The following is a 25,644-nucleotide window of genomic DNA, read 5'->3' as shown; positions in this document are numbered from 1 at the left end:
GGCCTTCAATTGTCACCAGCACAATAAACCCTTTGCCCGCCGTCCCGGCCGCGCATAACCACGATGTCCATCGGAATTGCGGGAGCTTCCCATGCGCCAATGGACCATCGACGCCTTCGCCAGCGGCCCGTTCAAGGGCAATCCGGCCTGCGTGGTCGAGCCGTTCGCGGCCTGGCCGTCGGCGACGTGGATGCAGGCCCTGGCGGCCGAGAACAACCAGGCTGAAACGGCCTTCCTGCTGAAGACGGACGATCCGGCCCGCTACGGCCTGCGCTGGTTCACGCCGGCCCTGGAGGCGCCGCTGTGCGGCCACGCCACCCTGGCGGCGGCGCACATGCTGTTCGAGGAACTCGGCGTCGACGTCCCGCTGCTGACCTTCGACACCCTGTCGGGGCCGCTGACGGTCAAGCGTTCCGGCGAAGGCCTGGAGATGGACTTCCCGGCCGATCCGCCGCGCCGCACGGACGTCCCGACGGGCCTCGCCGAGGCCCTCGGCGCGACGCCGGTCGAGGTCTGGGCTGGCGCCTACCTCATCGCGGTGATGGACAGCGAGGCGACGGTTCGCGACCTCAAACCAGACCTGTCGGCCCTGAAGCCGATCGGCGGCGAGGCGACCGGCGGCCCCGGCCAGACGGTCGTCGTGGCCCAGGCCGATGCGGGCCAACCCTACGCCGTGGTCAGCCGCTTCTTCGCGCCGGGGTTCGGTATTCCGGAGGATCCGACGACGGGCTCCGCGCACTGCATCCTGATGCCGCTGTACGGCGACAAGCTGAGCGCCGAGGTCCTCAAGTTCCATCAGGCCTATCCCGGTCGGGGCGGGGACCTGGAATGCGAAAACCGCGGCGCGCGCGTTCTGTTGCGCGGCCGCGGCTTCACGGTGTTGGACAGCCGGCTCCGGGTGGAGCCGGCCTAGGCGTTAGCGCTTACCAGCGACGACCGTCGCGGTGATCACGGTCGTTGCCATAGCCGTAGCCATAGTCGCGGTCGTGACGCTCGACGCGGATCTGGGCGCTGATGCGGTCGAAGCGACGATCCAGGTCAGCGCGTTCCCAGCCGCTCAGGCCGCCGCGACGATAGCGGGCTTCCAGGCGGGCGGTGTCACGCAGGTCGCTGCGCAGGCGGGCGGCTTCGGTGCGGGTCAGCGAGTGGTTGCGCAGGCCCACGTCGATCCGGCGTTCCAGTTGGTCCTGGCGCTGGTTGATCGACTGCGCCGAGGCGACAGCGGGAACGGTGGCGGCCGCCAGGGCCGAGACCGCAACGATCGGGAGAATGATCTTCTTCATCGGTTCGGTTCCTTTCAATCTCTGGCGTCGCCCCGGGGTTTGGGGAGGGGAGGAGGACGACGTTGAGGTGATAGAAACACGCGACGGCTGAAGCGGTTCTGAGCTGCTCGTTATGTTCGGTTCATGTTGGCGAGGCGCGAACCGAGCGTGCCGCCCGCGCGTCTTGACAAGCGCGGCGCCCAATCCTACCCAAATAGTCAGACAAATATATTTGGGGATGGAAGCCGCCATGAAGCCAACCTGGTTTGCAACGGCCGCTGCGGTGCTTTGCCTGGCGACTCTCCCCGTACAAGCCGCCGAGCTCGAGGCAAGGATCACCGTCGATGCCGCCAAGCCGGGCTCGACCATCAATCGCAATATACTCGGACAATTCTCGGAACATCTGGGCCGGGGTGTCTATGAAGGCATCTGGGTCGGACCGGACTCGAAGATTCCCAACACGCGCGGCGTCCGCAACGACGTGGTGGCGGCGCTGAAGGTGCTGAAGGTGCCCAACGTCCGCTGGCCGGGCGGGTGTTTCGGCGACAGCTATCACTGGCGCAATGGCATCGGGAAGGATCGCCCGGCGACCCTGAACGCCAGCTGGGGTGGGGTGCTGGAGCCCAATACGTTCGGCACGCACGAGTTCATGGACTTCGTCGATCAGATCGGCTCGGAGGCCTACATCTCGGTCAATGTCGGCTCGGCCACGCCGCAGGAGATGGCCGAGTGGCTGGAATATATGACCACCGACAAGCCCTCGGCGCTGGGCAAGCTGCGGGCGGCCAACGGGCGCGAGAAACCCTACAAGGTGGCGCTGCTGGGCCTGGGCAATGAGAGCTGGGGCTGCGGCGGCACGATGACGGCGGCCGAGTACGGCCACGAGATGCGGCGGTTCGCGACCTTCGCCAAGAACTTCAATCCCGACCAGAAGGGCGCCGACAAGATGCTGCGCGTCGCGGTCGGGCCGGACCGCGACGACTACGCCTGGACCGAGCAGGTCATGAAGGATTGGACGCTGAAGTCCTGGAGCTGGGGCGTCGAGGCGATCTCGCTGCACAGCTACACCTGGCCCAAGAAGGCCGAGCGGGCGACGGGCTTCAACGCCTTCCAGTACGCCGAGCTCTTGAAGTCGACCCTGTGGATGGAGGAGCTGGTCTCCAAGCACTCGGCGATCATGGACAAGTACGATCCGGAGAAGAAGGTCGGGCTGTTCGTCGACGAGTGGGGGACCTGGTTCAAGGAGGAGGAGGGCGCGGCCCATGCCTCGCTGTACCAGCAGAGCACCCAGCGCGACGCGGTCGTGGCGGCGCTGAACCTGAACATCTTCGCCCGCCACGCCGACCGGGTGCGCGGCGCCAACATCGCCCAGACGATCAACGTGCTGCAGTCGGTGATCCTGACCGACGGCGACAAGATGCTGCTGACGCCGACCTACCACGTGTTCCGTATGTACACGCCGTTCCAGGACGCCAAGGTCGTGCCGGTGACCTATGACGCCGGGACCTATCAGGAAGACGCGATCACCCTGCCGCGCCTGGACGCCGTGGCGGCGGTCGGCAAGGACGGCAAGCTGTGGCTGTCGCTGACCAATCTGGACCCGCGCCAGCCGCTGAAGATCACCCCGACGGTGGCGGGCTACAGCCTCAAGGGCGCCAAGGGCGAGACCCTGGCCGGCGACGACATGGGGGCGTTCAACACCTTCGCCGCGCCGACGCGGGTCAAACCGCAGGCGGCGGTGGTGAAGGCCGGTGGGGTGTTGGAACTGCCGCCGCACTCGGTGACGGTGATCGGCCTGGATCCGGTGAAGTAGCCATGAGCCTGAAACGCTTCCTGACCGCCGCCGCGGCCCTGCTGGTCCTGGCCGCCTCGCCCGCGATGGCCACGCCAAAGACGCTGGAACTGGTCGACAAGCTGCCGGCCCGCAAGGTCGCCACGCCGTCCGACCGGGCCCAGAGCGCCTACCTCTTCGTCTACTTCAAGGACGAGACCCACGCGGTCTATTTCGCCACCTCGACGGACGGCTACACGTTCACCGACGTCAACGGCGGCGAGCCGATCTTCACCGGCCCGCAGCTGGCCGAACAGAGGGGCGTGCGCGATCCGCACCTGATGCGCGGGCCGGACGGGGCCTTCTACATGGCCATGACGGACCTGCACATCTTCGCCAAGGCGGCGGGGCGCGAGACCCAGTGGGAGCGGCCGCAGGTCCCCTACGGCTGGGGCAACAACCGCAACCTGATCCTGATGAAGTCGTACGACCTGATCCACTGGACTCACGCGCGGGTCCCGGTCGGCCGGATGTTCGACAAGGATGATGACCGCAGCGCGGTCTGGGCGCCGGAGACGATCTGGGACCCGGCGGCCAAGAAGCTGATGGTCTATTTCACGACCCGCTTCCGCGACGAGCCGGCGTCGCTGGTCTATGCCTATGCCGACCCGGCCTTCACGACCCTGACGGCCGCGCCCCGGTCGCTGTTCGAGTATCCGGTCGCCGGCAAGGCCGCGATCGATGGCGACATCACCAAGGTCGGGAGCAAGTACCACCTGTTCTACGTGGCCCACGACAAGCCGGGCTATCTGAAGCAGGCGATCTCGGACCGGGCGGACGGCGGCTATGTCTTCGACCCCGCCAAGGTCGATCCCGAGACCGTCGCCACCGAGGCGCCGAACCTCTGGCGGCGGCACGGCACGGAGAAGTACGTGCTGATGTACGACGTGTTCGGGGCCAAGCCGAAGAACAACATGGGGTTCTCAGAGACGAGTGACTTCGTCCACTTCAAGAACCTGGGCCGCTTCAACGAGCCGGACTCGCCGATGAAGGCGACGAACTTCGCGGGTCCCAAGCACGGGGCGGTGATCGCGATCACCCCGGCCGAGGCCAAGCGGCTGAAGGACTACTTCGCGGGGAAGTGAGGGCCTAAGCCGCCTGGGCCAGGCGCGCCGCTGTCATGGCCTGCTCGATGGCGGCGTAGAGCTTGGTCACTTCGATCGGCTTGGCGACGTGGCCGTCCATGCCGGCGGCCAGGTAGCCCTCGACCTGGTGGGCCAGGGCGTTGGCGGTGACAGCGATGATCGGTGTGCGGACGCGACCTTCGGCGGTTTCCAGGGCGCGGATGGCGCCGGCGGCCTCGACGCCGTCCATGACGGGCATGTGGATGTCCATCAGCACGATGTCGAAGTTCCCGGTCCTCCAGGCCTCGACGCAGGCCGCGCCGTCGTCGACCAGCACCACCTCGGCGTTCAGCGGGGCCAGGACGGCGGCCACGACCTTCTGGTTGGTCGGATTGTCGTCGGCGGCCAGGACGCGCAGGCGACCGGCTTCGACCGGCTCTTCGGCGACCGATTGAGCCGGCGCGGTGACGGGCGCGGCGAGCAGCGTCGCGGCGCCTTGCGAAGCCTCGTCGGCGCCGTCGTCGATATAGTGGACGTCCTTCAGGGTCTCCTCGCGGGGCAGGGCGACCAGGACGGTGAAGGTCGAGCCGCGGCCTTCGCGGCTCTGCACCTTGATCGAGCCGTCCATCAGCACCGCCAGCTCGCGGCAGATAGCCAGGCCCAGGCCCGAGCCGCCGAAACGGCGGGTGGTGGTGCTGTCGGCCTGGACGAACTTGTCGAACAGGCGCGGCAGGATCTCGGGCGAGATGCCGATGCCGGTGTCGGCCACGTCGATGCGCAGGCCATCGCCGTCCTCGGCCGAGGCGAAGCGGACGGCCACCGCGCCTTCCAGCGTGAACTTCAGGGCGTTGGAGATCAGGTTGGCCAGGATCTGGCGCAGGCGGTCGGCGTCGCCGCGCCACACGCCCTGGGCTTCCGGCGCGACCGCGACCTCGAAGGCCAGGCCCTTGTCGCGGGCCAGCGGGGCGTAGGTCTCGCGGATCGACTGGGCCAGCTGGGCGATGTCGAAGGGACGGTCCAGGATCTCCAGGCGGCCGGCCTCGATCTTGGACAGGTCCAGCACGTCGTTCAGCACGCCCAGCAGCACCGAGCCCGACTCGCGGATCACCTTCAGGCGCTCGCGCTGGGGATCGCTCAGCTTGTCCATGGCCATGACCTCGGCCATGGCCAGCACGCCGTTCAGCGGGGTGCGGATCTCGTGGCTCATATTGGCCAGGAAGTGGGATTTCAGGACGTTGGCGGCGTTGGCCTCGTCGCGGGCCTGGACCAGCTCGGCCATGGCGCCGCGCAGGTCATGGTCGTTGGCCTCGAGCCGGCAGACCAGGTGGTTGAAGCTGTCGGTCAGGCTGCGGAAGACGTCGTCGTCAGCGGTCTGCTCGACGGCCTTGAAGCGACCGCCGACGGCCGTCTCGTGCATGGCCTCCGACAGGCGCTCCATCGGACGGGCCAGGCGCCGGGCCAGGCTGTTGGCCAGCAGGATGGCGAGGCCCGCCGCGCCGAAGAACAGGGCGCCGGTCAACGCCAGGTCGCGGGCCAGGGTCTGGCCCAGGCCCGGATGCTGGGCCACCAGCACCAGCGTGCCGACGTTCTGGGACGACAGCTTGATTGGCCGGGTCAAGGTGTCGGCGTTCTCGGTCTGGGCCGCGCCCAGCTGGGCGACGGTCCGGCCCTGGGTGTCGACGATGCGCACGGCGGCCACGCTGGGCGCCTTGGCCACGGCTTCGAGAGCGCGATAGACGCCGACCATGTTGTGGTCGGCCAGGGGCGCGGCGGCCCCGGCGGCGGCCATCTGGGCCAGGATCTCGTGATTGGCGCGCGCTTCCTGCCGGGCGACGCTCCATTGCTGCAGCATGAAGCACAGGCAAGCAGCCACCAGCGCCAATACAGTCGTGGCCAAGGCCACGCCCGCGATACGCGCCTGGAGAGGCGCGTGGGTTGACACGCTATGATTGCGTTCCGGGTCCATCGCATCCAGACGAGGCAAATGATGCGGCAGTCTGACGCAATGTTCCTAACGCTTCGCTTCCAAGCGCGAGGGAAACGGCGAGAGTCGCGCGACAAAACAACGCTAACGCACATTTCCGCATTGCATCTGCTTTAACTTTCTATTTACCCTCCTCCTTAGTGTTTTGTTAACGGAGGCGGGCGTGGAAAAAGTGTTTGTTGCTAAGCGCGTGGCGACCAAGCTGTGTGCGACGGAAGCGGCGATCGATACGGCGATGACTGAAGTCGCCGAGATGATGGCCGAGCTGATGCAAGCTCGTAAGGAACTGACCCTGTCGGCCACGTTCGGCCACGACATCAGCGTCAAGGTTGCGGACGCCATGCAGGCGCTCGTGGTCGCCCGTTCGGCGATGGTCGATGCGCACAGCCAGCTGGACGAGACCCGTCTCCGCCTCGGCATCCGCACGCGCATGGTCGGCGACATCAAGCCGCCGGAAGAAACGCGCGGCCAGGCCAACCTGAGCGAGGCCGTCTGAGGTTCTCGCAAAAAGACATTGCAATAGTTTAATACCTTAGGGCCTCTAATCTGGGTTAGAGGCCCTAAGCATGTTTGCGTACCAGCAACTGTTATTCTGGATGAATTGGCTGCTGCTTGCGGCAGCCTGCCTTGGCGCGTGGCGCTGGGGACGCAAGCCCGAGCGCAGCGGGGCCGCGCTCCTGCTGGGAATGTTCGTCGCCGTCGTCCTCGCGGGACTGATTCACGGCCGGGAACTCGTCCAGGGCGTCTATCTGACATTGGATGGCCTTTTGGCCCTGGGCTTGCTGCTGCTGGCGGTGCGTCACGCCACGCGCTGGCTGGGCGTCGCGGTGCTGCTGCAGGGGGTGCAGTTCAGTGTGCACGCCTACTACCTCGTGGGCGGCAGGAAGTACGACGGCTTCTACATCCTGATGAATAACCTGGTCAGCCTGGGCGTGCTGATCTGTGTACTGGTCGGCGTGGTGCTGGCCTGGCGAGCGAAGCGCGCCGCCGCAAAATAATTTCGTCACAGGCGGAGAAATGTGCTCCGCGCGACAAATCTCTCCTTGCTTTTCGCCGCGAGAAACGGTTTCTCGCCGGCGGGCCACACCCCCCCAACGGGGTGCAGTCCATCTGTAAGGATGGGAGACATCGATATGACGACCCTCGCCAAGCCGGCGATCCGCCCGGCTCGCCCCGAGTTCTCTTCCGGCCCCTGCGCCAAGCGCCCCGGCTGGACCCCCGAAAATCTCAGAAACGCCGTGCTGGGCCGTTCGCACCGCTCGAAGCTGGGCAAGGCGCGCCTGAAGGCCGCCATCGACCAGACGCGCGAAGTGCTGGAAGTGCCGGCCGACTTCCTGATCGGCATCGTCGCCGGTTCGGACACCGGCGCCGTCGAGATGGCCCTGTGGTCGATGCTCGGCGCTCGCCCCGTGCAACTGATGGCCTTCGAGTCCTTCGGCAAGGACTGGGTCACGGACGTCACCAAACAACTGAAGCTGCCCGACGTCGAGGTGCTCAGCGCCCCGTACGGCCAGCTGCCCGACACCACCAAGGTCGATCCGGCCAAGGACCTGGTCTTCACCTGGAACGGCACGACTTCGGGCGTGCGCGTGCCGAACGCCGACTTCATCTCGGCCGACCGTGAAGGCATCACCATCTGTGACGCCACCTCGGCGGCCTTCGCCCAGGATCTCGACTGGGCCAAGCTGGATGTCGTGACCTTCTCCTGGCAGAAGGCCCTCGGCGGCGAAGGCGCGCACGGCGTGCTGATCCTGTCGCCGCGCGCCGTGGCCCGCCTGGAAAGCTACACGCCGCCTTGGCCGATGCCGAAGCTGTTCCGCATGACCAAAGGCGGCAAGGTTTCCCTCGACATCTTCGAAGGCGCGACCATCAACACGCCGTCGATGCTCTGTGTTGAAGATGCTCTCGACGCCCTGAAGTGGGGCGCCTCGATCGGCGGCCTGGAAGCCATGCAGGGCCGCGCCGACCAGAACCTGGCCGTGCTGGCCGACTGGGTCGCCAAGACTTCGTGGGTGGACTTCCTGGCCGCGACGCCGGACATCCGCTCGAATACTTCGGTGTGCCTGAAGGTCGTCGATCCCACGATCGCCGCCCTGCCGGAAGACGCCCAGGCCGACTTCGCCAAGAAGCTGGCCAGCCTGCTCGAGAAGGAGGGCGCGGCCCTCGACATCGGCGGTTATCGCGACGCCCCGGCCGGCCTGCGCATCTGGTGCGGCGCCACGGTGGAAGCCTCGGACCTCGAGGCCTTGACGCCCTGGCTCGACTGGGCCTTCGCCACCGTCTCGGCCGAACTGGCCGCCGCTTAAGCGTTTCATTGCGGCTGAAATCCCCGCCCCCAAACGAGCTTGGGCGACTAGCTCAGGGTGAGGATTTCAGACTGCCGCATCTCAGTAGCCCTCATCCTGAGCTAGTCGAAGGACGAGGGCGCGCACCCAATTCCCCGCAAGGAACACCTCACATGGCTCCCCGCGTCCTCATCGCTGACAAGCTCAGCCCCGCCGCCGTCGACATCTTCAAGAACCGCGGCGTCGACTTCGACATCAAGGTCGGCCTGTCGAAAGACGAACTGATCGCCGTGATCGGCGACTATGACGGCATCGCCATCCGCTCGGGCGCCAAGCTCGACAAGGACGTGATCGCCGCCGCCAACAAGCTGCAGGTCATCGCCCGCGCCGGCATCGGCGTCGACAATGTCGACATCCCGGCCGCCACGGCCAAGGGCATCGTCGTGATGAACACGCCCTTCGGCAACTCGATCACAACGGCCGAGCACGCCATCGCCATGATGTTCGCCCTGGCCCGCCAGCTGCCCGCCGCCGACGCCTCGACCCAGGCCGGCAAGTGGGAGAAGAACCGCTTCATGGGCGTGGAACTCTACGCCAAGACCCTGGGCCTGATCGGCGCCGGCAACATCGGCGGCATCGTCGCCGACCGCGCCTTGGGCCTGAAGATGAAGGTCGTCGCCTACGACCCCTTCCTGTCGCCCGAGCGCGCCGTCGAGATGGGCGTCGAGAAGGTCGAGCTGGAAGACCTGCTGGCCCGCGCCGACGTCATCACCCTGCACACGCCGCTGACCGACAAGACCCGCAACATCCTGTCGGCCGAGAACCTGGCCAAGACCAAGAAGGGCGTGCTGATCGTCAACTGCGCCCGTGGCGGCCTGGTCGATGAAGTCGCCCTGCGCGCCCTGCTCGACAGCGGCCATGTCGGCGGCGCCGGCTTCGACGTCTTCGTCACCGAGCCGGCCAAGGAAAACCCGCTGTTCGGTTCGGACCGCGTCGTGGCCACCCCGCACCTGGGCGCCAGCACCAACGAAGCCCAGGAAAACGTGGCCCTGCAGGTCGCCGAGCAGGTCAGCGACTACCTGCTGACCGGCGCTGTCACCAACGCTCTGAACAGCCCCTCGATCACGGCCGAAGAAGCCCCGAAGCTGAAGCCGTTCGTGGCTCTGGCCGAGAAGATCGGCGCCCTGGCCGGCCAGATGGTCGACTTCGGCGTGTCGGCCATCGACATCGCCTACGAAGGCGAAGTCACCAACCTGAACGTCAAGCCGATGACCTCGGCGGCCCTGGCCGGCGCTCTGAAGCCGATGCTGGCCGAGATCAACATGGTCTCCGCGCCCGCCATCGCCAAGGAGCGCGGCATCACCGTCTCGGAGAGCCGCCAGGAACTCAGCCCCACCTATGACAGCCTGATGCGCGTCACCATCACCACCGAGAAGGGCAAGCGCGCCTTCGCCGGCACGGTGATCGCCGGCGCCCCGCGCATCGTCGAGGTCAAGGGCATGGAGCTGGACGCGGGCTTCTCGCCGGCCATGCTCTACATCAACAACCTGGACAAGCCGGGCTTCATCGGCGCGCTGGGCATGCTGCTGGGCGAAGCGGGCGTCAACATCGCCACCTTCAACCTGGGCCGCGTCTCGGCCGACGAGGACGCCATCGCCCTGGTCGGCGTCGACCAGGCCCCGGGCGTGGAACTGCTGGCCAAGATCCAGGCCCTGCCGCACGTCAAGGAAGCGCGCGCGCTGACGTTCTAAGGGACCGGGGCAGGCGTCGCGCCTGCCCGCTCCGACGTGTCGAAAACAGAGGGCCGCCGGGATCCATCAGGGTCCCGGCGGCCTTTGTCTTGCCCCGCCTTGGCCGGAGTGTTGAGGTCCCGCTCGGGATGGGCGAGCGGAGGGGCCGACACATGACGATCCGCAGATGCATGGCGACCCTGGCCCTGGCGGTCGGCGCGCTGCTGGCGACCGGCGCGCGCGCCCAGACGACCTTCCCCGATATCGACCCGCAGGAGATCATCCAGGACTGCGGATCGTCCCTGGCCGATCCCGAAATCTGCCGGGTCCCTCAGCCGGTGGCGACGGGAGAGGCTGTCGCGCATCTGGGCGGCAACACCGTCGCGCTCTGGCGCGAGGGAAGCCGCCTGCTGATCGTCGCGCGGGGCGGCGAAGCGCTGTCGATCGCCGGCTCCTTGAACGCGCCCATGGCCCGCGTGGATGAAACGCCGGATCTCTGGTCCCTGGTCGTCGAGATCCCACGCCTGGACGAGGCCGTGATCGACATCTTCCCCGTTCCGGTCGCGGGTCCCTTGACGCCCAGTGTCTATCGCGGCCCCAAGGCCCCTCCGGCGGCGATCATCAAGACGCCGCTGGACGGCCGCGTCTTCGACGAGGAGATCGACAGCAAACCGCTCGGCGCCCGGCGCAAGCTGACCATCTACCTGCCCCCCGGGTTCGATCCGAAGCAGCACTATCCCGTGGCCTATGTCGCCGACGGCGCGAGCGTCTCCTACTTCGCCCGTGTCGCTGAGCCGGCCATACTGGACGGACGTCTGCCGCGCCTCGTGCTCGTTGGCCTGAACAGCGGTCAGAGCGAACAGCGCGGCCGCGACTACCTGCTGGGCTGGAAGGGGACCGACGCGCCTTTCGAGGCGCATGAACGCTTCCTGCTCGACGAGGTCATGCCCCGCGCCGAGGCGCTGTACGGCGCGGCGACCCGTCGGGAGGCGCGCCTGGTGACCGGCAAGTCGAACGGCGGCGCGTGGGCGCTCGACACCGCTCTGCGTCACCCGGACTTGTTCGCTCAAGCCGCGCCGGCCGCCATCGCGCGCACGGACGCTCGCGGCGTCGAAAGTCCGGGCCGCCCGCGTCTCTACATCGTCACGGGCCTGTTCGATCCGTTCCTGAAACGCTCGCGTTCGATCACCGCGCGCGCCGCAAAGTCGGGCGACGAGCTTGTGTTCAAGACGCCCGTCTCCGGACATGGCGGCCAGTTCTTCAGCGACGGATTCGTCGAGATGCTGGCCTGGGCCTTCCGCAAACCCTAGAGCTTGACCGTGAACCTGCTCATCCCCCGCAAGATCAACCGCCTGGGCCTGGCCGCGTTCATCGCCGCCATGCTGTTCACGCTCTACGCGGCGCTGGCGCCGGGCGACGACACGGTCGGCCTGATCCCGTGGGACAAGGCCAAGCACTTCATCGTCTTCTACGGCCTGACCTTCCTGGCGCGGGTGGCCCTGCCGAAAAGCCGGTTCTGGAAGATCGGCATCGTGCTGCTGGCCTACGGGATTCTCATCGAGATCCTGCAGGGCCTGCCGATGGTGGGGCGCGACGCGGATGCGTTCGATGTGGTCGCGGATGTCTGCGGGATCGGTTTCTTTTTTGGACCGGTGATCGTGGGGCAGTGGTTGGAGCGCAAAGGGTAGTGGGCCCGTCCTCGCCCGGAGTTTATCCTCGGGCCGACAAAATGTCGGACCCGGGGGACAGGCTCAGGGTGAGGACTATTTCCGGCGTGTCAGTAGAAACCTCACCCTGAGCTTGTTGAAGGGCGAGGTTTCGCCTTCTAGGCTGATGTTCCCCCACGCCCAGCGCCATCCCGGAACCGAGCCGCCCCCGCCCTGGCCTCCTGCCGCAGCGGCGCGAGGCCGCCGCGTCCCTCGACCTTGAGCGCTTCGGCCAGGTCCACGTCCCATTGCGCGAACGCCGAAGCGCGATCCGCGCGCAGGCACACCTGCGGGAAGGCGGCGATCTGCGTCGCCAGCTCATGCGCGGCCGCCAGGGCCATGCCCTTCTGCACCACCCGGTCGGCCAGGCCCCACGACAACGCCTCCGCCGCCCCGACGGCGCGTCCCGTCAGGATCATGTCCAGCGCCCGGCCCTGGCCGACGATGCGCGGCAGCCGCACCGTCCCGCCGTCGATCAGCGGCACGCCCCAGCGCCGGCAGAACACCCCGAAGGTCGCGTCCTCTGCCGCCACCCGCAGGTCGCACCACAGGGCCAGCTCCAGCCCGCCGGCCACCGCATAGCCCTCGACGGCGGCGATCACCGGCTTGGACAGCAGCCGCCGCGTCGGCCCCATCGGGCCTTCGCCCTCGGGGTCGTAGCGCTCGCCCGCGCCGGACGCCGCCACGGCCAGGTCGAAGCCGGCGCAGAACGTCCCGCCCAGCCCGGTCAGGATCGCCACGGCGGCGGTCTCATCCACCTCGAAGGCGTCGAACGCGGCGCGCAGGGCGATGGCGGTCGCCGGATCGACGGCGTTGCGCTTCTCCGGCCGGTTGATGGCGACGGTCCAGACCGGGCCATCGGTTTCGACTTGGACTTCGGTCATGTCGAGCTCTCCACGGCGAGACGAAGGTCGCGATAGGCGGCCACGAGGGCGTCCTGGCTGAAGGCCAGGTTACGGCCGCTGGGATTGGGCAGGATCCAGGCGACGGCGCCGCCGAAGGGCTGCGCCTGCCGGCCCCAGTCCACCGACCGCCGGCCGATCATGGCCGAGTACGCCGCCTTGCCCAGGAAGGCGACATGGGCCGGCGACCAGCGACGGACCCAGGCCTCGAACCCGGCGGCGGCGTCCACGAACTCGGCCCGCGCCAGATCGTCGACGCCGGCGGTGGGCCGCTCGACCACGCTGGTAATTCCCAGGCCGTAGGCCAGCAGGCTGGCGTCGTTCTCGGCGGCGATCTGGTGCGGCGTGAACCCGGCCAGGTGCAGGACGCGCCAGAACCGGTTGCTTCGTCCGACGAAGTGGTGACCCTCGGCGGCCGCCGACAGTCCCGGGTTCAGCCCGCAGAACACGACGGACAGGCCGGGGGCGACGATGTCGGGCAGCGGCTTCTCAGACATTCAGCGCCCTCGGCCCGCTCACGAACGGACTGCCGCGCCGATAGAACCGCAGCGGCCGCTCCGCGTCCTTGGTGATGCCGATCCGTACGCCGCATCCCATCGTGTCTGGGCCGATGTCGCCCGGCTCGTGATCGTCACGCGCCAGCCATAGAAGGCTACCCGTGCAAAGGTCTAACCCGTCGGCCCACGGTCCGATCTGCATCGCCTGGGCCAGCCGGCCCGGGCCTCGGGCCAGGTCGTGCAATTTCTCGGTCCCGCGATTAGCCTGCATCAGCGCGATCCCTGCCAGCGGCTCCAGCGCCCGGATCAGGACTCCCGCGCCGATCCCTTCCGCCTCGCTGGAGACGTTCAGCATCCAGGAGACGCCATAGGCCAGGTAGACATAGGCATGGCCGCGCTCGCCGAACATCGAGCGCGTGCGTGGCGTCATGCCCCGGAAGGCGTGGCTGGCGGCGTCGCCGAGCACATAGGCTTCGGTCTCGACGATCCGTCCGCTGATCACGCCCTGGGCCGTCTCGCGCACCACGACCTTGCCGATCAGGAAGCGGGCGAGGGCTTCGGTGTCGACGGGGAGTTCGGCGCGGGAGAGGGGCGTCACCAGCTGTCCACCCGCACCTCCCACGGCCGCGACACCCCCGCCGCCGCGTCCATTCCACCGACCGCCCAGCGCCGCGTATCCGCCGGGTCGATGACAGCATCGATCTCCAGCGCGGCCGCCATGCTGGTCGCCTTGCCGGCCGCGTAGAGTCGCGCCACCAGCTGGTCGTAGAGCGCCTTCTGTTTCACCGGATCGGTCTCGGCCTCCAGCTCCTTGCGGTAGCCCAGCTTGACGGCGCCCTCCAGCCCCATGCCGCCGAACTCGCCGGTCGGCCAGGCGGCGATGAAGGCCGGCGAGTGGAAGCTCCCGCCAGCCATGGCCTGAGCCCCGAGGCCGTAGCCCTTGCGCGTTACGACCGTGAACAGCGGCGAGCGCAGCTTGGCGCCGGCGATGAACTGGCGGCTCACGCGGCGCACGGCGGCGGCGTCCTCGCTCTCGGGCCCGACCATGAAGCCGGGGGTGTCGCACAGGCTGAGCACCGGCAGGGCGAAGGCGTCGCAGAGCTGCAGGAACCGCGCGGCCTTCTCGGCCCCTTCGCAGTCGATGGCCCCGCCCAGGTGACGCGGATCGTTGGCGATCAGCCCCATCGGCCGGCCCTCGATGCGGATCAGGCCCGTGACCATCCCCGCCGCGAAACCGCCGCGCAGCTCCAGGAACGAGCCTTCGTCGACCAGGCCGTTGATCAGGGTGCGGACATCGTAGACCCGCAGCCGGTTCTCCGGGATCGCACCCCGCAGTCGCCGCTGGTCCGGCGCGGTCCAGGTCGCCAGCGTACCCTGGAAATAGGACAGCGCCTGCTTGGCCAGCCGCGTGGCGTGGGCCTCGTCGTCGGCCAGGATGTCGATGACGCCATTGGCCCACTGTTGCGCCGACGGCCCGATCTGCTCGGGCTGGAACACGCCCAGCCCGCCGCCCTCGATCATGGCCGGCCCGCCCATGCCCAGGTTGCTGTCGCGAGTGGCGATGATGATGTCCGACAGCCCCGCGATAGCCGCGTTGCCAGCGAAGCAGCGGCCGGCGACGATGGCGATCTTGGGGACCAGGCCCGACAACTGGGCGAAGCTCCTGAACGTCGGCACGTCCAGCCCCGCCACCGCCGTGGTGTCGGTGTCGCCCGGCCGCCCGCCGCCGCCCTCGGCGAACCACACGACCGGCAGGCGCTGGTCGGTGATCACCGCCATCAGTCGATCGGACTTGCGGTGGTTCATCGCGCCCTGCGTGCCCGCCAGCACCGTGAAGTCGTAGGCCAGGGCCGCCGTCCGCGCCTTGTCCGGCGGGAACAGCGCGCCATTGACGCTCCCGATCCCCGTGATCAGCCCGTCGGCCGGCGTGTTGGCGATCAGGTCCTCGGTCGAGCGCCGCCGCTTCTGGGCCGCGATGGCCAGGGCGCCGTATTCCAGGAAGCTGCCGGGATCGACCAGGTCGTCGATGTTCTCCCGCGCCGTGCGGTGGCCGGTCCGACGGCGCTTGGCGACCGCCTCGGGGCGGGCTTCGTCGAGGGTGTAGCGGTGGCGGGCGATGACTTCGGCGAGGTCGGGGCGGAGGGCGTCAAGGTCCTCGGCGACGGCCTCGACGGTCTCGCCGCCTGCGACCTCCATCGGCTCCAGGAACACCAGCGGCTGGCCCTCGGCGACGGTGGTCCCGGGCTCGGCGGCGACCTTCAGGACGCGGCCGCCGGACACGGCGCAGACCAGGTGCTCCATCTTCATCGCTTCCAGCACAGCCAGCGCCTGGCCGGGCCGGACGAGGTCGCCTTCGGAGACGGAGATCGACCCGACCGTGGCGCTAAGCGGCGCGGCGACGGCGAGGGCGCCGTCCAGGGTCTCGAAGGTCTGAGCGTTGCCCTCCGAAGGCAAAGGTAGGCCCGCGACCAGCTCGGCCGCGTGGTCCTCGATGAAGCGCGTGCTCGTCGTCTCCGGCGCCGTCGCCAGGATCGCCCGCACCAGCGGCGCCGTCGTCGCCACACCCGTGATCTGGAACTCCGACAGCGCCCTGCTCAGTCGCGCCGAGGCCTCCTTGAGCGTCCGCCCGCGCGCGATCACCTTGGCCAGCAGGCTGTCGTAAGCCGCGCCGACCGTGGTCCCCGCCGCGACGCCCGCATCGACCCGCACCCCCGGACCGCCTGGCGGGCTCCAGGCCGTGATCGTCCCGCTCGAAGGTTTCACCAGCCCCTCGGCCGTCAGGGTCTCGGCATTGATCCGCGCCTGGATGGCGACGCCGAACGACGGCGGGGCTACGCCTAAGCCCAGGCTCTCCAGGCTGGCCCCCGCCGCCAGGTCGAATTGCAGGCGAACCAGGTCCAGGCCCGTGACCTCCTCGGTCACCGTATGCTCGACCTGCAGGCGCGGATTGACCTCCAGGAAGAAGGGCGCGCTGCTGTCGGCGTCGACCAGGAACTCGACCGTCGCCAGGCCGCGATAGCCGGCGCACAGGGTCTCAGCATGACGCCACAGAGCGGTTCGAAGGGCATGGGGCAGGGCGGCCGGGGCGATCTCGACCAACTTCTGGTTCCGACGCTGCAGCGAGCAGTCACGGTCACCGATGGCCAGCACGTGGTTTCCGTCGCCGACGATCTGCACCTCGATATGCCGCGCCCGCGCGACCAGCTTCTCGGCATAGAGCCCGCCGTCGCCGAACGCGGCCTCGGCTTCCCGCGCGCAGGCGGCGAAGGCGGCGTCCAGCTCGCCGGGATCCAGCACGGCCCGCATGCCGCGCCCGCCGCCGCCGGCCCGCGCCTTCAGCATGATCGCGCCGTGCTCTGCCTGGAATGCCTGGGCGCCCTCCAGGGAAAGCGCGCCGGTCCCGGGGATCAACGGCACGCCGCGCTCGGCCGCCAGGGCCCGCGCGGCGGCCTTGTCGCCGAAGATCTCCAGATGCTCGGGCGAGGGGCCGATGAACACCACCCCGACCTCGGCGCAGGCCCGCGCCAGGGCCGGGTTCTCCGACAGGAAGCCGTAGCCGGGATGCAGGGCCTCGCAGCTTTCCAACTTGGCGGCGGCCACCACGGCGGCGAGGTCGAGATAGGCCCGCGCCCCCGCGCCGGTCAGGGCGTGGGCGTGGTCGGCGGCGGCCACGTGCGGGCCGCCCGCGTCGTCGGTCGCGCAGACAGCCACGCTCCCGATCCCGGCCTCCGCCGCCGCGCGGGCGATGCGGACGGCGATTTCGCCGCGATTGGCGATCAGGACGCGACTGAAGGACATGGCGTTTCCTAGGAGGCTTCATACGGCCGTTTGAGACACTTTGGCCGCTCGCGCTCGACTCTCCAAGCCTTGACTCCAGGGCTGGAGAAGATCAGAACAAAAGCGGAACATGGAGATGGAGATGGCCGGATCGCGCGAGGCGCGTCTTGCGGCCCTGAGAGGCCGGATCGCCGCGATTGAAGCGGGGACTCGGACTCCGACTCCGGTCCTGCCGTTCGGCGATCCGGCCATCGACGGCTGCTTCCCGGGCGGCGGCCTGCCCCTGGGCGGCTGGCACGAGGTGACGGGCGCGGGGCTGGAGGATGAGACGGGCGCGGCCCCGGCGGCTTTCGTCGGGCTGTTGCTGCGACCGCTGGTGAAGACCGGCGTCGTGGTCTGGGTGGCGCGGCGCAGCGACCTGTTCGCGCCGGGCCTGGCCAATCTGGGCTTCCCGGCCGGACGGCTGATCCAGGTCAAGACCCGCGACGAGGCCGAGACCCTGTCGGTGCTGGAGGACGCCCTCTCAACCCAAGGTGTCGCCGCCGCCGTCGGCGAGGCCGAGGCTCCGGACCTGACCGCCGGCCGCCGCCTGCAGCTGGCTTGCGAGAAGCGCGGCGGCTTTGGGGTGCTGCTGCACCGAAGACCCTATGGCGGCCGGGCGGGGCAGGTGCGGACGGTGTCCGGCTCGGCCTCGTTCAGTCGCTGGCGGGTGGCGCCGTTGCCCAGCGCGGCGCCGCCGGACGACATCGGCTTAGGACCCCCACGCTGGCGGGTCGAACTCGAACGCTGCCGGGGCGGACGTCCCGGAAGCTGGATCTTGGAACAATCGGAGGCCGGCCATGGCCCGCATCCTTTCCGTCTGGTGTCCCAACTGGCCGATCACGACGTGGCGGCGGCGGAATCCGGACTACGACTGGTCGGGTGAGGTCGGCGCCGTCCCCTCAGTCGCTCCGCGACAGCTCCCCCAGAAGGGGAGCAGGGACGAGACTATCTCCTCCCCCTCTGGGGGAGGTGGCCCAGAGGGCCGGAGGGGGCCAGCGCCGCCCTTCGCCCTCCTGGTCTCCGAACTCGGGACCCGCCGCCTCGCCGCCGTCGACGACGCGGCTCGCGCGCTCGGCCTTTCCGCCGGCCAGAAGGCCGCCGACGCCATGGCCCTGGTCCCGAACCTCGTCACCCACGACCACGACCCCGCCGCCGACCGCATGGCGCTGGAGGCCTTGAGCGACTGGTGCGTCCGCTTCTCGCCGGCCGTGGCCATCGATGGGACCGACGGCCTGCTGCTGGACATCACCGGAACCGACCACCTGTGGGGGGGCGAGGCGACCATGCTGGTCGATCTCATCGCCCGCCTCGCCCGCTGGGGCGTGCCGGCCCGCGCCGCCATCGCCGACACGGCCGGCGCGGCCTGGGCCCTGGCCCGCTATGGCGACGACCTGGCCATCGCCCCGCCGGGCGGCCAGCGCGAAGCCATCGAGCGTTTGCCGGTCGCGGCCCTGCGCCTGGAGGACGCAGCAGAGGCCCAGCTGCCGCGCCTGGGCCTGCACCGCGTCGGCCAACTCTTGGTTCTACCGCGCGCCCAGCTAGCCAAGCGCTTCGGCTTGGCCACCACCCTGCGCCTCGACCAGGCCCTGGGCATGGCGGCCGAGGCCCTGACCTTCCGCCGCCCGGCCAGTCCCTGGTTCGACCGCCTGGCCTTCTTCGAGCCGATCAGCGCCCCCGACGACCTGGCCCGCGTGGCCGGCGACGCGCTCGACCTGATCTGCAAGCGGCTGGAGGCCGAGGGGCGCGGGGCCAAGCGGTTCGAGGTCGTCTTCCACCGTCTGGACGGCAAGGCCTATCCCGTCCGCGTGGGCCTGGCCCGCATCGGCCGCGACGCCCGTCGACTGGCCAAGCTGGTGGTCCCCAAGCTGGACAAGGTCGACCCCGGCTTCGGCATCGAGGTCGTCACCGTCCACGCCGCCGCCGTCGAGCCGATGGCGCTCGCCCAGGAGCGCCTCGACGCTGATGCGGACACCACTCTCGACGAGACCCTGGCCCCGCTGATCGACCGCCTGGTCAACCGCCTGGGCGAGAACCGCGTCTGGCGCGCCGATCCCTATGAGAGCCACGTCCCGGAACGCTCCCTGGTCCGCGTCGCTCCGCTGGACCCGTCCCCGGCCGCCCAATGGGACCCCGACCGCCCGCGCCCGACGCGCCTCTTCCGCAAGCCCGAGGCGATCGACGCCGTCGTCGCCGAGGTCCCCGACTACCCGCCGCGTCAGTTCACCTGGAGAGGCCGCCCGCACCGCATCCGCCGCGCCGAGGGCCCCGAACGCATCGGCCAGGAATGGTGGCGCGCGGGGGTCGGCGAGACCGACACCGGCCCCGGCAAGGTCCGCGACTACTACCGCGTCGAGGACGAGGCCGGTGGCCGGTTCTGGATCTACCGGCAAGGCCTGTTTGGGGGTGATGAAGCGCCGAAGTGGTGGATCCATGGCCTGTTTGGTTGAGGCCGTGCCTGGGCGCCATCTCTCCTCCCCCTCTGGGGGAGGGGGACCGGCGAACGCCGGTGGAGGGGCCCTGTGACCAAGCCCCCCGCCTATGCCGAACTTCAGACCACCACCAACTTCTCCTTCCTGCGCGGGGCGTCCCACGCCGAGGAACTGGCCATCGCCGCCGAGGCGCTGGGCCTGACCGCCATCGGCGTCACCGACCGCAATAGCCTGGCCGGCGTCGTCCGCGCCTGGACAGCGGCCAAGACGCGGAACGTTCGCGTCCTGACCGGCTGCCGCCTGGAGTTCATGGACGGCACGCCCAGCCTGCTCTGCTACCCGACCGACCGCGAAGCCTTCGGCCGGCTGACGCGCCTGCTGACGGTCGGGCAGCGTCGCGCCAAGAAGGGCGAATGCCACCTGACCTGGCGGGACTTCCTGGAGCACGCCGATGGCCAGCTTGGCCTGATCGTTCCACCGAAGGACCTCGATGAGGCCTTCGAGCGAGACCTCGCCCGCATGGCCGGCGACCTGCGCGGGCGCTCGTGGCTGGCGGCCAGCCGCGCCTACGCCGCACGGGACCTGAAACGCCTGGCTCGCTTGGACGAGCTTGGCCGAGCCGCCGGCGCGCCCATCGTGGCGACCAACGACGTCCTCTATCACGGCCCCGAACGTCGCCCGCTGCAGGACGTCATCACCTGCGTGCGCGAGCATTGCTCCATCCAGGACGCCGGCTTCCATCTGGAGGCCAATGCCGAACGGCACATCAAGTCGCCCGCCGAAATGGCCCGCCTGTTCGAACGCTGGCCACGCGCCGTCGAGCGCACGGTCGAGATCGTCGAGCGCATCGACTTCGACCTCAAGCACATCAAGGAGGCCTATCCGGACGAGCCGGTGCCGCCCGGCATGACCGCGATGCAATACCTGACCAAGCTGGCATGGGACGGCGCCAAATGGCGCTATCCCGCGGGTGTTCCGGAAAAGGTGAAGCGCAACCTCCGTACCGAACTGCGGCTGATCAAGAAGAAGGACTATCCCAACTACTTCATCACCGTGCACGACATCGTCCAGGAAGCGCGCGCCCGAGGGATCCTGTGTCAGGGGCGGGGGTCGGCGGCCAATTCTTCGGTCTGCTACTGCATGGGCGTGACGGCCATCGATCCGGCCATACACCGTCTGCTGTTCACGCGGTTCATCTCGGAAAATCGCAACGAGCCGCCCGACATCGATGTCGACTTCGAGCATGAGCGCCGCGAGGAGATCATGCAGTACGTCTATGAGCGCTACGGCCGAGAGTACGCGGCCATCTGCGGGACGGTGATTCACTACCGCCCGCGCAGCGCCATTCGCGACGTCGGCAAGGCCTTGGGGCTGACCGAGGATGTCACCAGTCTGCTCGCCGGCACGGTCTGGGGCAGCTGGGGCTCGGGTCTGCCTGAAGAGCACCTGCGCAACGCGGGCCTTGACCCTCACGCGCCGGAGATCGCTCGCGCCGTGGCCCTGGCCACCGAGCTCATGGGCTTCCCACGCCACCTCTCGCAGCATGTCGGAGGCTTCGTCCTGACCAAGCGCCGGCTGGACGAGACCGTGCCGATCGGCAACGCCGCCATGGACGCCCGCACCTTCATCGAGTGGGACAAGGACGACATCGACAGTCTGCAGTTGATGAAGGTCGACGTCCTGGCGCTTGGCATGCTGACCGCCATCCAGCGGGCCTTCGGCATGCTGCGCGCGGATCACGGCCAGAAGATCACCGATCTGGCGGACGTCCCTATCGAGCTCCCGGGCGTCTACGACATGCTGTGCGTGGCCGACAGCGTGGGCGTGTTCCAGGTCGAGAGTCGGGCGCAGATGTCGATGCTGCCCAGGCTGAAACCCCGCAAGTTCTACGACCTAGTCATCGAGGTGGCCATCGTGCGTCCCGGGCCGATCCAAGGCGACATGGTGCATCCCTACCTGAAACGCCGGAATGATCGCACGCTGGTCACCTGGCCCAAGCCTTCGTCGGAGCACGGCCCGGCAAACGAGTTGGAGGAAATCCTCGGCGACACCCTGGGTGTGCCGCTGTTCCAGGAACAGGCCATGGACCTGGCCCTGACGGCGGCCAAGTTCACCGAGACCGATGTCGACGGACTGCGCCGGGCCATGGCGACGTTCCGCAACCTGGGCTCGCCCGACCAGTACCGCGACAAGTTCGTGGAGGGCATGTCCTCGCGTGGCTATGAGCGCGACTTCGCCGAGCGGTGCTTCAAGCAGATCGAAGGCTTCGGCCACTACGGCTTCCCGGAGAGCCACGCGGCCAGTTTCGCCAAGCTGGTCTACGTCTCGGCCTGGATCAAATGGGCCTGGCCGGACGTGTTCTGCGCGGCCCTGATCAATTCCCAGCCGATGGGCTTCTACCAGCCGGCCCAGCTGGTCCGCGACGCGCGCGAGCACGGGGTCGAGGTGCTGGCGCCGGACATCCTGGCCAGCGACTGGGACTGCACGCTGGAAGGCGTGACGACGGGCTTCCGCGTTCCGCGCATCCGCGAGGACAAGATCGCCTGCCAGGACAACCGTCCCCACTGGAAAGCCGTCCGCCTCGGCTTCCGTCAGATCAAGGGCCTGAAGGAAAAGATCGACATCCCGCCGCTGCTGAAGGCCCGCGCCGAGGGCGCCCGCACGCCCGGCGAGTTCGCGCAAGGCGGTGTCCCCCAACGCGCCCTCGAGCTCCTCGCCGAGGCCGACGCCTTCGCCTCGGTGGGGCTGACGCGCCGCGAGGCCCTCTGGGCGGTCAAGGGGCTGAAGGGCGAGCACAAGGCGCCGGTCCAGGCCCCGCTGCTGGCCGGCCTGCCTTTGTTCGAGGACAAGGTCGCTCTGCCGGGCATGCTCCAGACCCAGGAGGTGGCCGAGGATTACCGCACCACCAGCCTGTCGCTGAAGGCCCATCCGGTCGGCTTCTACCGGCCCATGCTGAGCCAGCGCGGGGTGATCACCGCCGAAGAGTTGCTGACGGCCAAGGACGGCCGCAAGGTGTCGGTGGCGGGGCTCGTCCTGATCCGCCAGCGCCCGGGTACGGCCAAGGGCGTGGTGTTCGTGACCCTGGAGGACGAGACGGGCGTGGCCAATGCCGTCGTCTGGAAGGACCGCTTCGAGGCCGACCGCAATGTGGTGATGACCGCCTCGTTCCTGGTCGTCCATGGCCGGGTGCAGCGGGCCGAGAACGTCATCCACGTGGTGGCCGAAGGCTTCACCGACCTCTCGGCCCATCTGTCGACGCTCCGAGACGAGCCCGACGCCCCCGCGCCCCGCGTCCGCCAGAAGGTGTCGGGGCGGTTGCTGCGCAGCCGGGACTTCCACTGAGGGGATCCTGAGCGTCGCGACTAACGTAGTTACGTGCCTACATTAGGTGCTCATAAACGTAGGCACGTAGGCTCGAAAAACTAAATGACAACGTTGTCGAAATTCCTGTTGCCACGGGATTTTCCGCAGAGCTAGCGTCGGTCCCAAGGGATTAAACGCGACCGCCTCAAGGCGGCGCAGACCATGGGGGAAGCCGTGACGCCGGCCGAATTGAGCGTAGCCTTCTTCCTGCAGATGTTCGTGATCGTCGCGGCCTGCCGCGCCGTCGGCTGGGTGATGAAGCGGTTCTTCGACCAGCCGCAGGTGATCGGCGAGATGATCGCCGGCATCGTGCTGGCCCCCGACCTGCAGCACATGCTGTTCCCCAAGGAGACCAAGTCGGTCCTCTATGTCGGCGCGCAGCTAGGCGTGGGGCTCTACATGTTCCTGGTCGGCATCGGCTTCCGCGCCGACCACTTCAAGGCCAACGCAAAGAGCGCCCTGACCGTCTCGCTGTCGGGCATGGTCGCGCCGTTCCTGGTGGCCGTGGCCCGCGCCAGCGGCGAGCTGGGCGCGCTGAACGAGGACGAGGACGACGACTTCGCCCCCGTCGCCGCGCCGGCGCGCTGATCGAGATGGAGGCGCGAGCATGACCGCAATGCCATCCGCGCCGTCTTCGGCCGCGCCGTCCGACTTCCGGGAGGTGCTGGCCCACCTGGCCAGCGGCGTCGCCATCATCTCCTGCTGGGACGGCGAGGTTCCTCGGGGACTGCTGGTCAGCTCGATCACCGGCCTGTCGGTCGATCCGCCGCGCTTCCTGTTCTGCGTGCGCAAGGAGGCCGGCTGTCACGACATCTTCCTGCGTCGCCCGTCGCTGTCGATCGCCCTGCTGGGCGCGGCCGATCGCGAGGAGGCCTTGCGGTTCGGCGGTCCGTCCCTGGCGCATGAGCGCTTCTGCCCCGACCGCTGGCGGCTGGACCCGGACGCGCCGCCGACCTACCGCCAGGGCCTGGCCGGGGCCGCCTGCGAGGTGGACGAGATCGTCGAGGCCCAGACCCATTCGATCTTCATCGTCACCGCCACCCGGCACGACCTGACGCCGGCCGCGCCGCTGATCGCCTGGAACCGCGCGCTGATCGCGGTCGACTAGACGGGCTTCGGAGCGGGCGCTCACGACCGCGCCCGCTCCAGCCCAAGACAACAAGAACAGAGAACCCGCAGGGGAGCCTCCCATGACCGACAAGAACCCGAACGCCATCCGCAAGATCGTCATCGTCGGCGGCGGTTCGGCCGGCTGGATCACCGCCTCGATGCTGGCGCACTATTTCCAGGGCAGCGCGGGGCAGGCGCCCGGCTGCGAGATCGAGCTGATCGAGAGCGAGCAGATCGGCACCGTGGGGGTCGGCGAGTCGACCATCCCGCCGTTCCTGCAACTGATCTCCAGCCTCGGCATCGACGAACGCGAGTTCATCCAGGCCACGCAAGGCAGCTTCAAGCTGGCCATCCGCTTCGAGAACTGGCGCAAGAAGGACGAAGTCTACTACCACCCGTTCGGCCAGATCGGCGGTCCCATCGGCCCGCACGAGTTCTACCAGTGCTGGCTGCGCGCCAAGGCCAACGGCCACCCGTCGGCGCTGCAGGACTTCGCGCCCGCCACCGCCATGGCCCACGCCTGGAAGTTCATGCTGCCCGGCAGCCTGCAAGGCACCCTGCTGTCCAGCGCCAGCTACGCCCTGCACATCGACGCCAACCTGGTCGCCAAGTTCCTGCGCAAGTTCTCCGAGGACCGGGGCGTCAAGCGCGTCGAGGGCATCGTCGACCAGGTGGTGACCCGCAATGACGGCTCGATCGAGAAGGTCGTGCTGCAGAACGGCCACGAGGCCGCCGGCGACCTCTTCATCGACTGTTCGGGCTTCCGTTCGATCCTGAACGGCAAGGCGATGGACACGCCCTTCCTGGACTGGTCCGACGTGCTGCTGAACGACCGCGCCATCACGGTCCAGACCGACAACATCAATCCGCCGCACCCCTACACCCTGGCCGCCGCCCAGGACTTCGGCTGGCGCTGGCGCATCCCGCTGCAGCACCGGGCCGGCAACGGCTACGTCTTCTGCAGCAAGTACATCAGCGACGACGAGGCGCGGCACGTGCTGCTCAGCCAGGTCGAGGGGCCGCCGATCACCGACACCTGGCTGGTGCCGTTCAAGACCGGCATGCGCAGCAAGCTGTGGAACAAGAACTGCGTCGCCATCGGCCTGGCGGGCGGCTTCATCGAGCCGCTGGAGTCGACGGCCCTGCACCTGATCTATCGCGGCGTGGACTTCCTGCTGCGGTTCTTCCCGGACCGCGACTTCGCCCCGTCGCTGGCGGCCGAGTACAACCGCCGCATGGCCGCCGACCACGAGGAGATCCGCGACTTCATCGTGCTGCACTACCAGACCACCCAGCGCGACGACACGCCGTTCTGGCGCGAGTATCAGCAGGTCGAGCCGCCCCAGAGCCTGAAGGAACGGCTCGAGCTGTTCCGCGAGACCGGGACCCTGCGCGACGGCGTTGACGACATGTTCCGCGCGCCGTCCTGGCAGTCGGTGATGGAGGGCATGGGCATCCGACCCAAGCGCTACCAGCAGCTGGTCGACACCACGCCCTACGACGTGATCCGCCAGACCCTGGACCAGTCGGCCCCGATCGTCCGGGACCAGGCGGCCCGCATGCCCAGCCACGGCGAGTTCCTGAAGACCCAGTGCCCCGCGCCGCCGCCGCCGCCGCCGCCGGAGCACCGCCGCCCCAAGGTCGCGGCGGCCAGCGCCTGAG

At 68.8% G+C, this 25,644-nt stretch carries 20 protein-coding genes and 1 pseudogene; 15 read left to right on the top strand and 6 right to left on the bottom strand.

The features are described from left to right. The first annotated feature begins 91 nt into the window (after positions 1-91). A complete protein-coding gene (locus tag AC07NN_RS14610; protein WP_494642104.1) occupies positions 92-913 on the top strand; it encodes a PhzF family phenazine biosynthesis protein in 822 nt (273 codons plus the stop codon). Between the two features lie 10 nt (positions 914-923). Here AC07NN_RS14610 and AC07NN_RS14605 read toward each other — a convergent pair whose 3' ends face one another. Continuing rightward, entirely contained in the window at positions 924-1,283 is a 360-nt protein-coding gene (locus AC07NN_RS14605) for a hypothetical protein (protein WP_494642099.1), read from the bottom strand. 229 nt (positions 1,284-1,512) lie between these two features. On the opposite strand from AC07NN_RS14605, the gene AC07NN_RS14600 reads away from it, so the two are divergent. Further along, complete coding sequence (locus AC07NN_RS14600) at positions 1,513-3,075, top strand: alpha-N-arabinofuranosidase (protein WP_494642095.1); 1,563 nt, start codon at positions 1,513-1,515, stop codon at positions 3,073-3,075. Between the two features lie 2 nt (positions 3,076-3,077). After that, entirely contained in the window at positions 3,078-4,178 is a 1,101-nt protein-coding gene (locus AC07NN_RS14595) for a glycoside hydrolase family 43 protein (protein WP_494642093.1), read from the top strand. Positions 4,179-4,182: 4 nt separating this feature from the next. On the opposite strand, the pseudogene AC07NN_RS14590 reads toward AC07NN_RS14595, so the two are convergent. Next, positions 4,183-6,223, bottom strand: a pseudogene (locus tag AC07NN_RS14590) (ATP-binding protein). A gap of 81 nt (positions 6,224-6,304) precedes the next feature. On the opposite strand from AC07NN_RS14590, the gene AC07NN_RS14585 reads away from it, so the two are divergent. From AC07NN_RS14585 to AC07NN_RS14560, 6 genes are all read left to right on the top strand, one after another. After that, positions 6,305-6,637, top strand: a complete 333-nt coding sequence (locus tag AC07NN_RS14585; RefSeq protein ID WP_494642091.1) for a hypothetical protein — start codon at positions 6,305-6,307, stop codon at positions 6,635-6,637. A 70-nt stretch (positions 6,638-6,707) separates the two neighbouring features. Beyond that, positions 6,708-7,139 carry a hypothetical protein gene (locus tag AC07NN_RS14580; protein ID WP_494642089.1) on the top strand — a complete coding sequence of 144 codons (432 nt, stop codon included), beginning with the start codon at positions 6,708-6,710 and terminating at the stop codon, positions 7,137-7,139. Between the two features lie 135 nt (positions 7,140-7,274). Further along, positions 7,275-8,447 carry a phosphoserine transaminase gene (locus tag AC07NN_RS14575; protein ID WP_494642087.1) on the top strand — a complete coding sequence of 391 codons (1,173 nt, stop codon included), beginning with the start codon at positions 7,275-7,277 and terminating at the stop codon, positions 8,445-8,447. 152 nt (positions 8,448-8,599) lie between these two features. Beyond that, entirely contained in the window at positions 8,600-10,177 is a 1,578-nt protein-coding gene (gene serA / locus AC07NN_RS14570) for a phosphoglycerate dehydrogenase (protein ID WP_494642085.1), read from the top strand. 152 nt (positions 10,178-10,329) lie between these two features. Then, positions 10,330-11,466 carry an alpha/beta hydrolase gene (locus AC07NN_RS14565; RefSeq protein WP_494642083.1) on the top strand — a complete coding sequence of 379 codons (1,137 nt, stop codon included), beginning with the start codon at positions 10,330-10,332 and terminating at the stop codon, positions 11,464-11,466. 9 nt (positions 11,467-11,475) lie between these two features. After that, positions 11,476-11,844 (top strand): VanZ family protein, encoded by a 369-nt coding sequence (locus AC07NN_RS14560; RefSeq protein ID WP_494642081.1) that lies wholly within the window; start codon positions 11,476-11,478, stop codon positions 11,842-11,844. 137 nt (positions 11,845-11,981) lie between these two features. On the opposite strand, the gene AC07NN_RS14555 is transcribed toward AC07NN_RS14560, so the two are convergent. From AC07NN_RS14555 to AC07NN_RS14540, 4 genes are read right to left on the bottom strand one after another with little or no spacing between them, the layout of a single operon-like run. Next, on the bottom strand, positions 11,982-12,746 hold the full coding sequence (locus AC07NN_RS14555; RefSeq protein WP_494642079.1) for a crotonase/enoyl-CoA hydratase family protein: 765 nt from the start codon (positions 12,744-12,746) through the stop codon (positions 11,982-11,984). After that, the gene (mug, locus tag AC07NN_RS14550) at positions 12,743-13,261 is read right to left on the bottom strand and encodes a G/U mismatch-specific DNA glycosylase (protein ID WP_494642078.1); all 519 of its coding nucleotides are present in this window, start codon (positions 13,259-13,261) and stop codon (positions 12,743-12,745) included. Before mug ends, AC07NN_RS14555 begins: the two co-directional genes overlap by 4 nt. Then, complete coding sequence (locus AC07NN_RS14545; RefSeq protein WP_494642077.1) at positions 13,254-13,859, bottom strand: DNA-3-methyladenine glycosylase; 606 nt, start codon at positions 13,857-13,859, stop codon at positions 13,254-13,256. Before AC07NN_RS14545 ends, mug begins: the two co-directional genes overlap by 8 nt. After that, positions 13,856-17,059 carry an acetyl-CoA carboxylase family protein gene (locus AC07NN_RS14540; protein WP_494642075.1) on the bottom strand — a complete coding sequence of 1,068 codons (3,204 nt, stop codon included), beginning with the start codon at positions 17,057-17,059 and terminating at the stop codon, positions 13,856-13,858. Before AC07NN_RS14540 ends, AC07NN_RS14545 begins: the two co-directional genes overlap by 4 nt. A gap of 109 nt (positions 17,060-17,168) precedes the next feature. On the opposite strand from AC07NN_RS14540, the gene AC07NN_RS14535 reads away from it, so the two are divergent. The 6 genes from AC07NN_RS14535 to AC07NN_RS14510 all read left to right on the top strand — a co-directional run bounded on the left by AC07NN_RS14535 (position 17,169) and on the right by AC07NN_RS14510 (position 25,643). Then, positions 17,169-17,963, top strand: a complete 795-nt coding sequence (locus AC07NN_RS14535; protein WP_494642073.1) for an ImuA family protein — start codon at positions 17,169-17,171, stop codon at positions 17,961-17,963. Then, positions 17,878-19,527, top strand: coding sequence for a DUF6504 family protein (locus AC07NN_RS14530; RefSeq protein WP_494642071.1), 1,650 nt, complete (start codon positions 17,878-17,880; stop codon positions 19,525-19,527). Before AC07NN_RS14535 ends, AC07NN_RS14530 begins: the two co-directional genes overlap by 86 nt. A gap of 72 nt (positions 19,528-19,599) precedes the next feature. Next, entirely contained in the window at positions 19,600-22,851 is a 3,252-nt protein-coding gene (locus AC07NN_RS14525) for an error-prone DNA polymerase (protein WP_494642069.1), read from the top strand. Between the two features lie 183 nt (positions 22,852-23,034). Then, positions 23,035-23,460: a cation:proton antiporter domain-containing protein gene (locus AC07NN_RS14520; protein WP_494642067.1), complete on the top strand. Its 426-nt coding sequence runs from the start codon at positions 23,035-23,037 to the stop codon at positions 23,458-23,460. Between the two features lie 19 nt (positions 23,461-23,479). After that, positions 23,480-23,980: a flavin reductase family protein gene (locus AC07NN_RS14515; protein ID WP_494642065.1), complete on the top strand. Its 501-nt coding sequence runs from the start codon at positions 23,480-23,482 to the stop codon at positions 23,978-23,980. Between the two features lie 82 nt (positions 23,981-24,062). Further along, the gene (locus AC07NN_RS14510; protein WP_494642063.1) at positions 24,063-25,643 is read left to right on the top strand and encodes a tryptophan halogenase family protein; all 1,581 of its coding nucleotides are present in this window, start codon (positions 24,063-24,065) and stop codon (positions 25,641-25,643) included. Position 25,644: the final 1 nt, after the last annotated feature.

Source organism: Caulobacter sp. GW821-FHT09H08 (genome assembly GCF_059415885.1).
Note: the sequence above shows the minus strand (reverse complement) of the source record. Positions and strands in the feature narration are given on the sequence as shown.

Coding starts and splice junctions, on each gene's coding strand:
- AC07NN_RS14540 (WP_494642075.1), bottom strand. CDS start 17,059: ATGTCCTTCAGTCGCGTCCTGATCGCCAATCGCGGCGAAATCGCCGTC.
- AC07NN_RS14510 (WP_494642063.1), top strand. CDS start 24,063: ATGACCGACAAGAACCCGAACGCCATCCGCAAGATCGTCATCGTCGGC.
- AC07NN_RS14575 (WP_494642087.1), top strand. CDS start 7,275: ATGACGACCCTCGCCAAGCCGGCGATCCGCCCGGCTCGCCCCGAGTTC.
- AC07NN_RS14530 (WP_494642071.1), top strand. CDS start 17,878: ATGGCCCGCATCCTTTCCGTCTGGTGTCCCAACTGGCCGATCACGACG.
- AC07NN_RS14565 (WP_494642083.1), top strand. CDS start 10,330: ATGACGATCCGCAGATGCATGGCGACCCTGGCCCTGGCGGTCGGCGCG.
- AC07NN_RS14600 (WP_494642095.1), top strand. CDS start 1,513: ATGAAGCCAACCTGGTTTGCAACGGCCGCTGCGGTGCTTTGCCTGGCG.
- AC07NN_RS14610 (WP_494642104.1), top strand. CDS start 92: ATGCGCCAATGGACCATCGACGCCTTCGCCAGCGGCCCGTTCAAGGGC.
- AC07NN_RS14535 (WP_494642073.1), top strand. CDS start 17,169: ATGGAGATGGAGATGGCCGGATCGCGCGAGGCGCGTCTTGCGGCCCTG.
- AC07NN_RS14515 (WP_494642065.1), top strand. CDS start 23,480: ATGACCGCAATGCCATCCGCGCCGTCTTCGGCCGCGCCGTCCGACTTC.
- AC07NN_RS14605 (WP_494642099.1), bottom strand. CDS start 1,283: ATGAAGAAGATCATTCTCCCGATCGTTGCGGTCTCGGCCCTGGCGGCC.
- mug (WP_494642078.1), bottom strand. CDS start 13,261: ATGTCTGAGAAGCCGCTGCCCGACATCGTCGCCCCCGGCCTGTCCGTC.
- AC07NN_RS14555 (WP_494642079.1), bottom strand. CDS start 12,746: ATGACCGAAGTCCAAGTCGAAACCGATGGCCCGGTCTGGACCGTCGCC.
- AC07NN_RS14580 (WP_494642089.1), top strand. CDS start 6,708: ATGTTTGCGTACCAGCAACTGTTATTCTGGATGAATTGGCTGCTGCTT.
- serA (WP_494642085.1), top strand. CDS start 8,600: ATGGCTCCCCGCGTCCTCATCGCTGACAAGCTCAGCCCCGCCGCCGTC.
- AC07NN_RS14595 (WP_494642093.1), top strand. CDS start 3,078: ATGAGCCTGAAACGCTTCCTGACCGCCGCCGCGGCCCTGCTGGTCCTG.
- AC07NN_RS14520 (WP_494642067.1), top strand. CDS start 23,035: ATGGGGGAAGCCGTGACGCCGGCCGAATTGAGCGTAGCCTTCTTCCTG.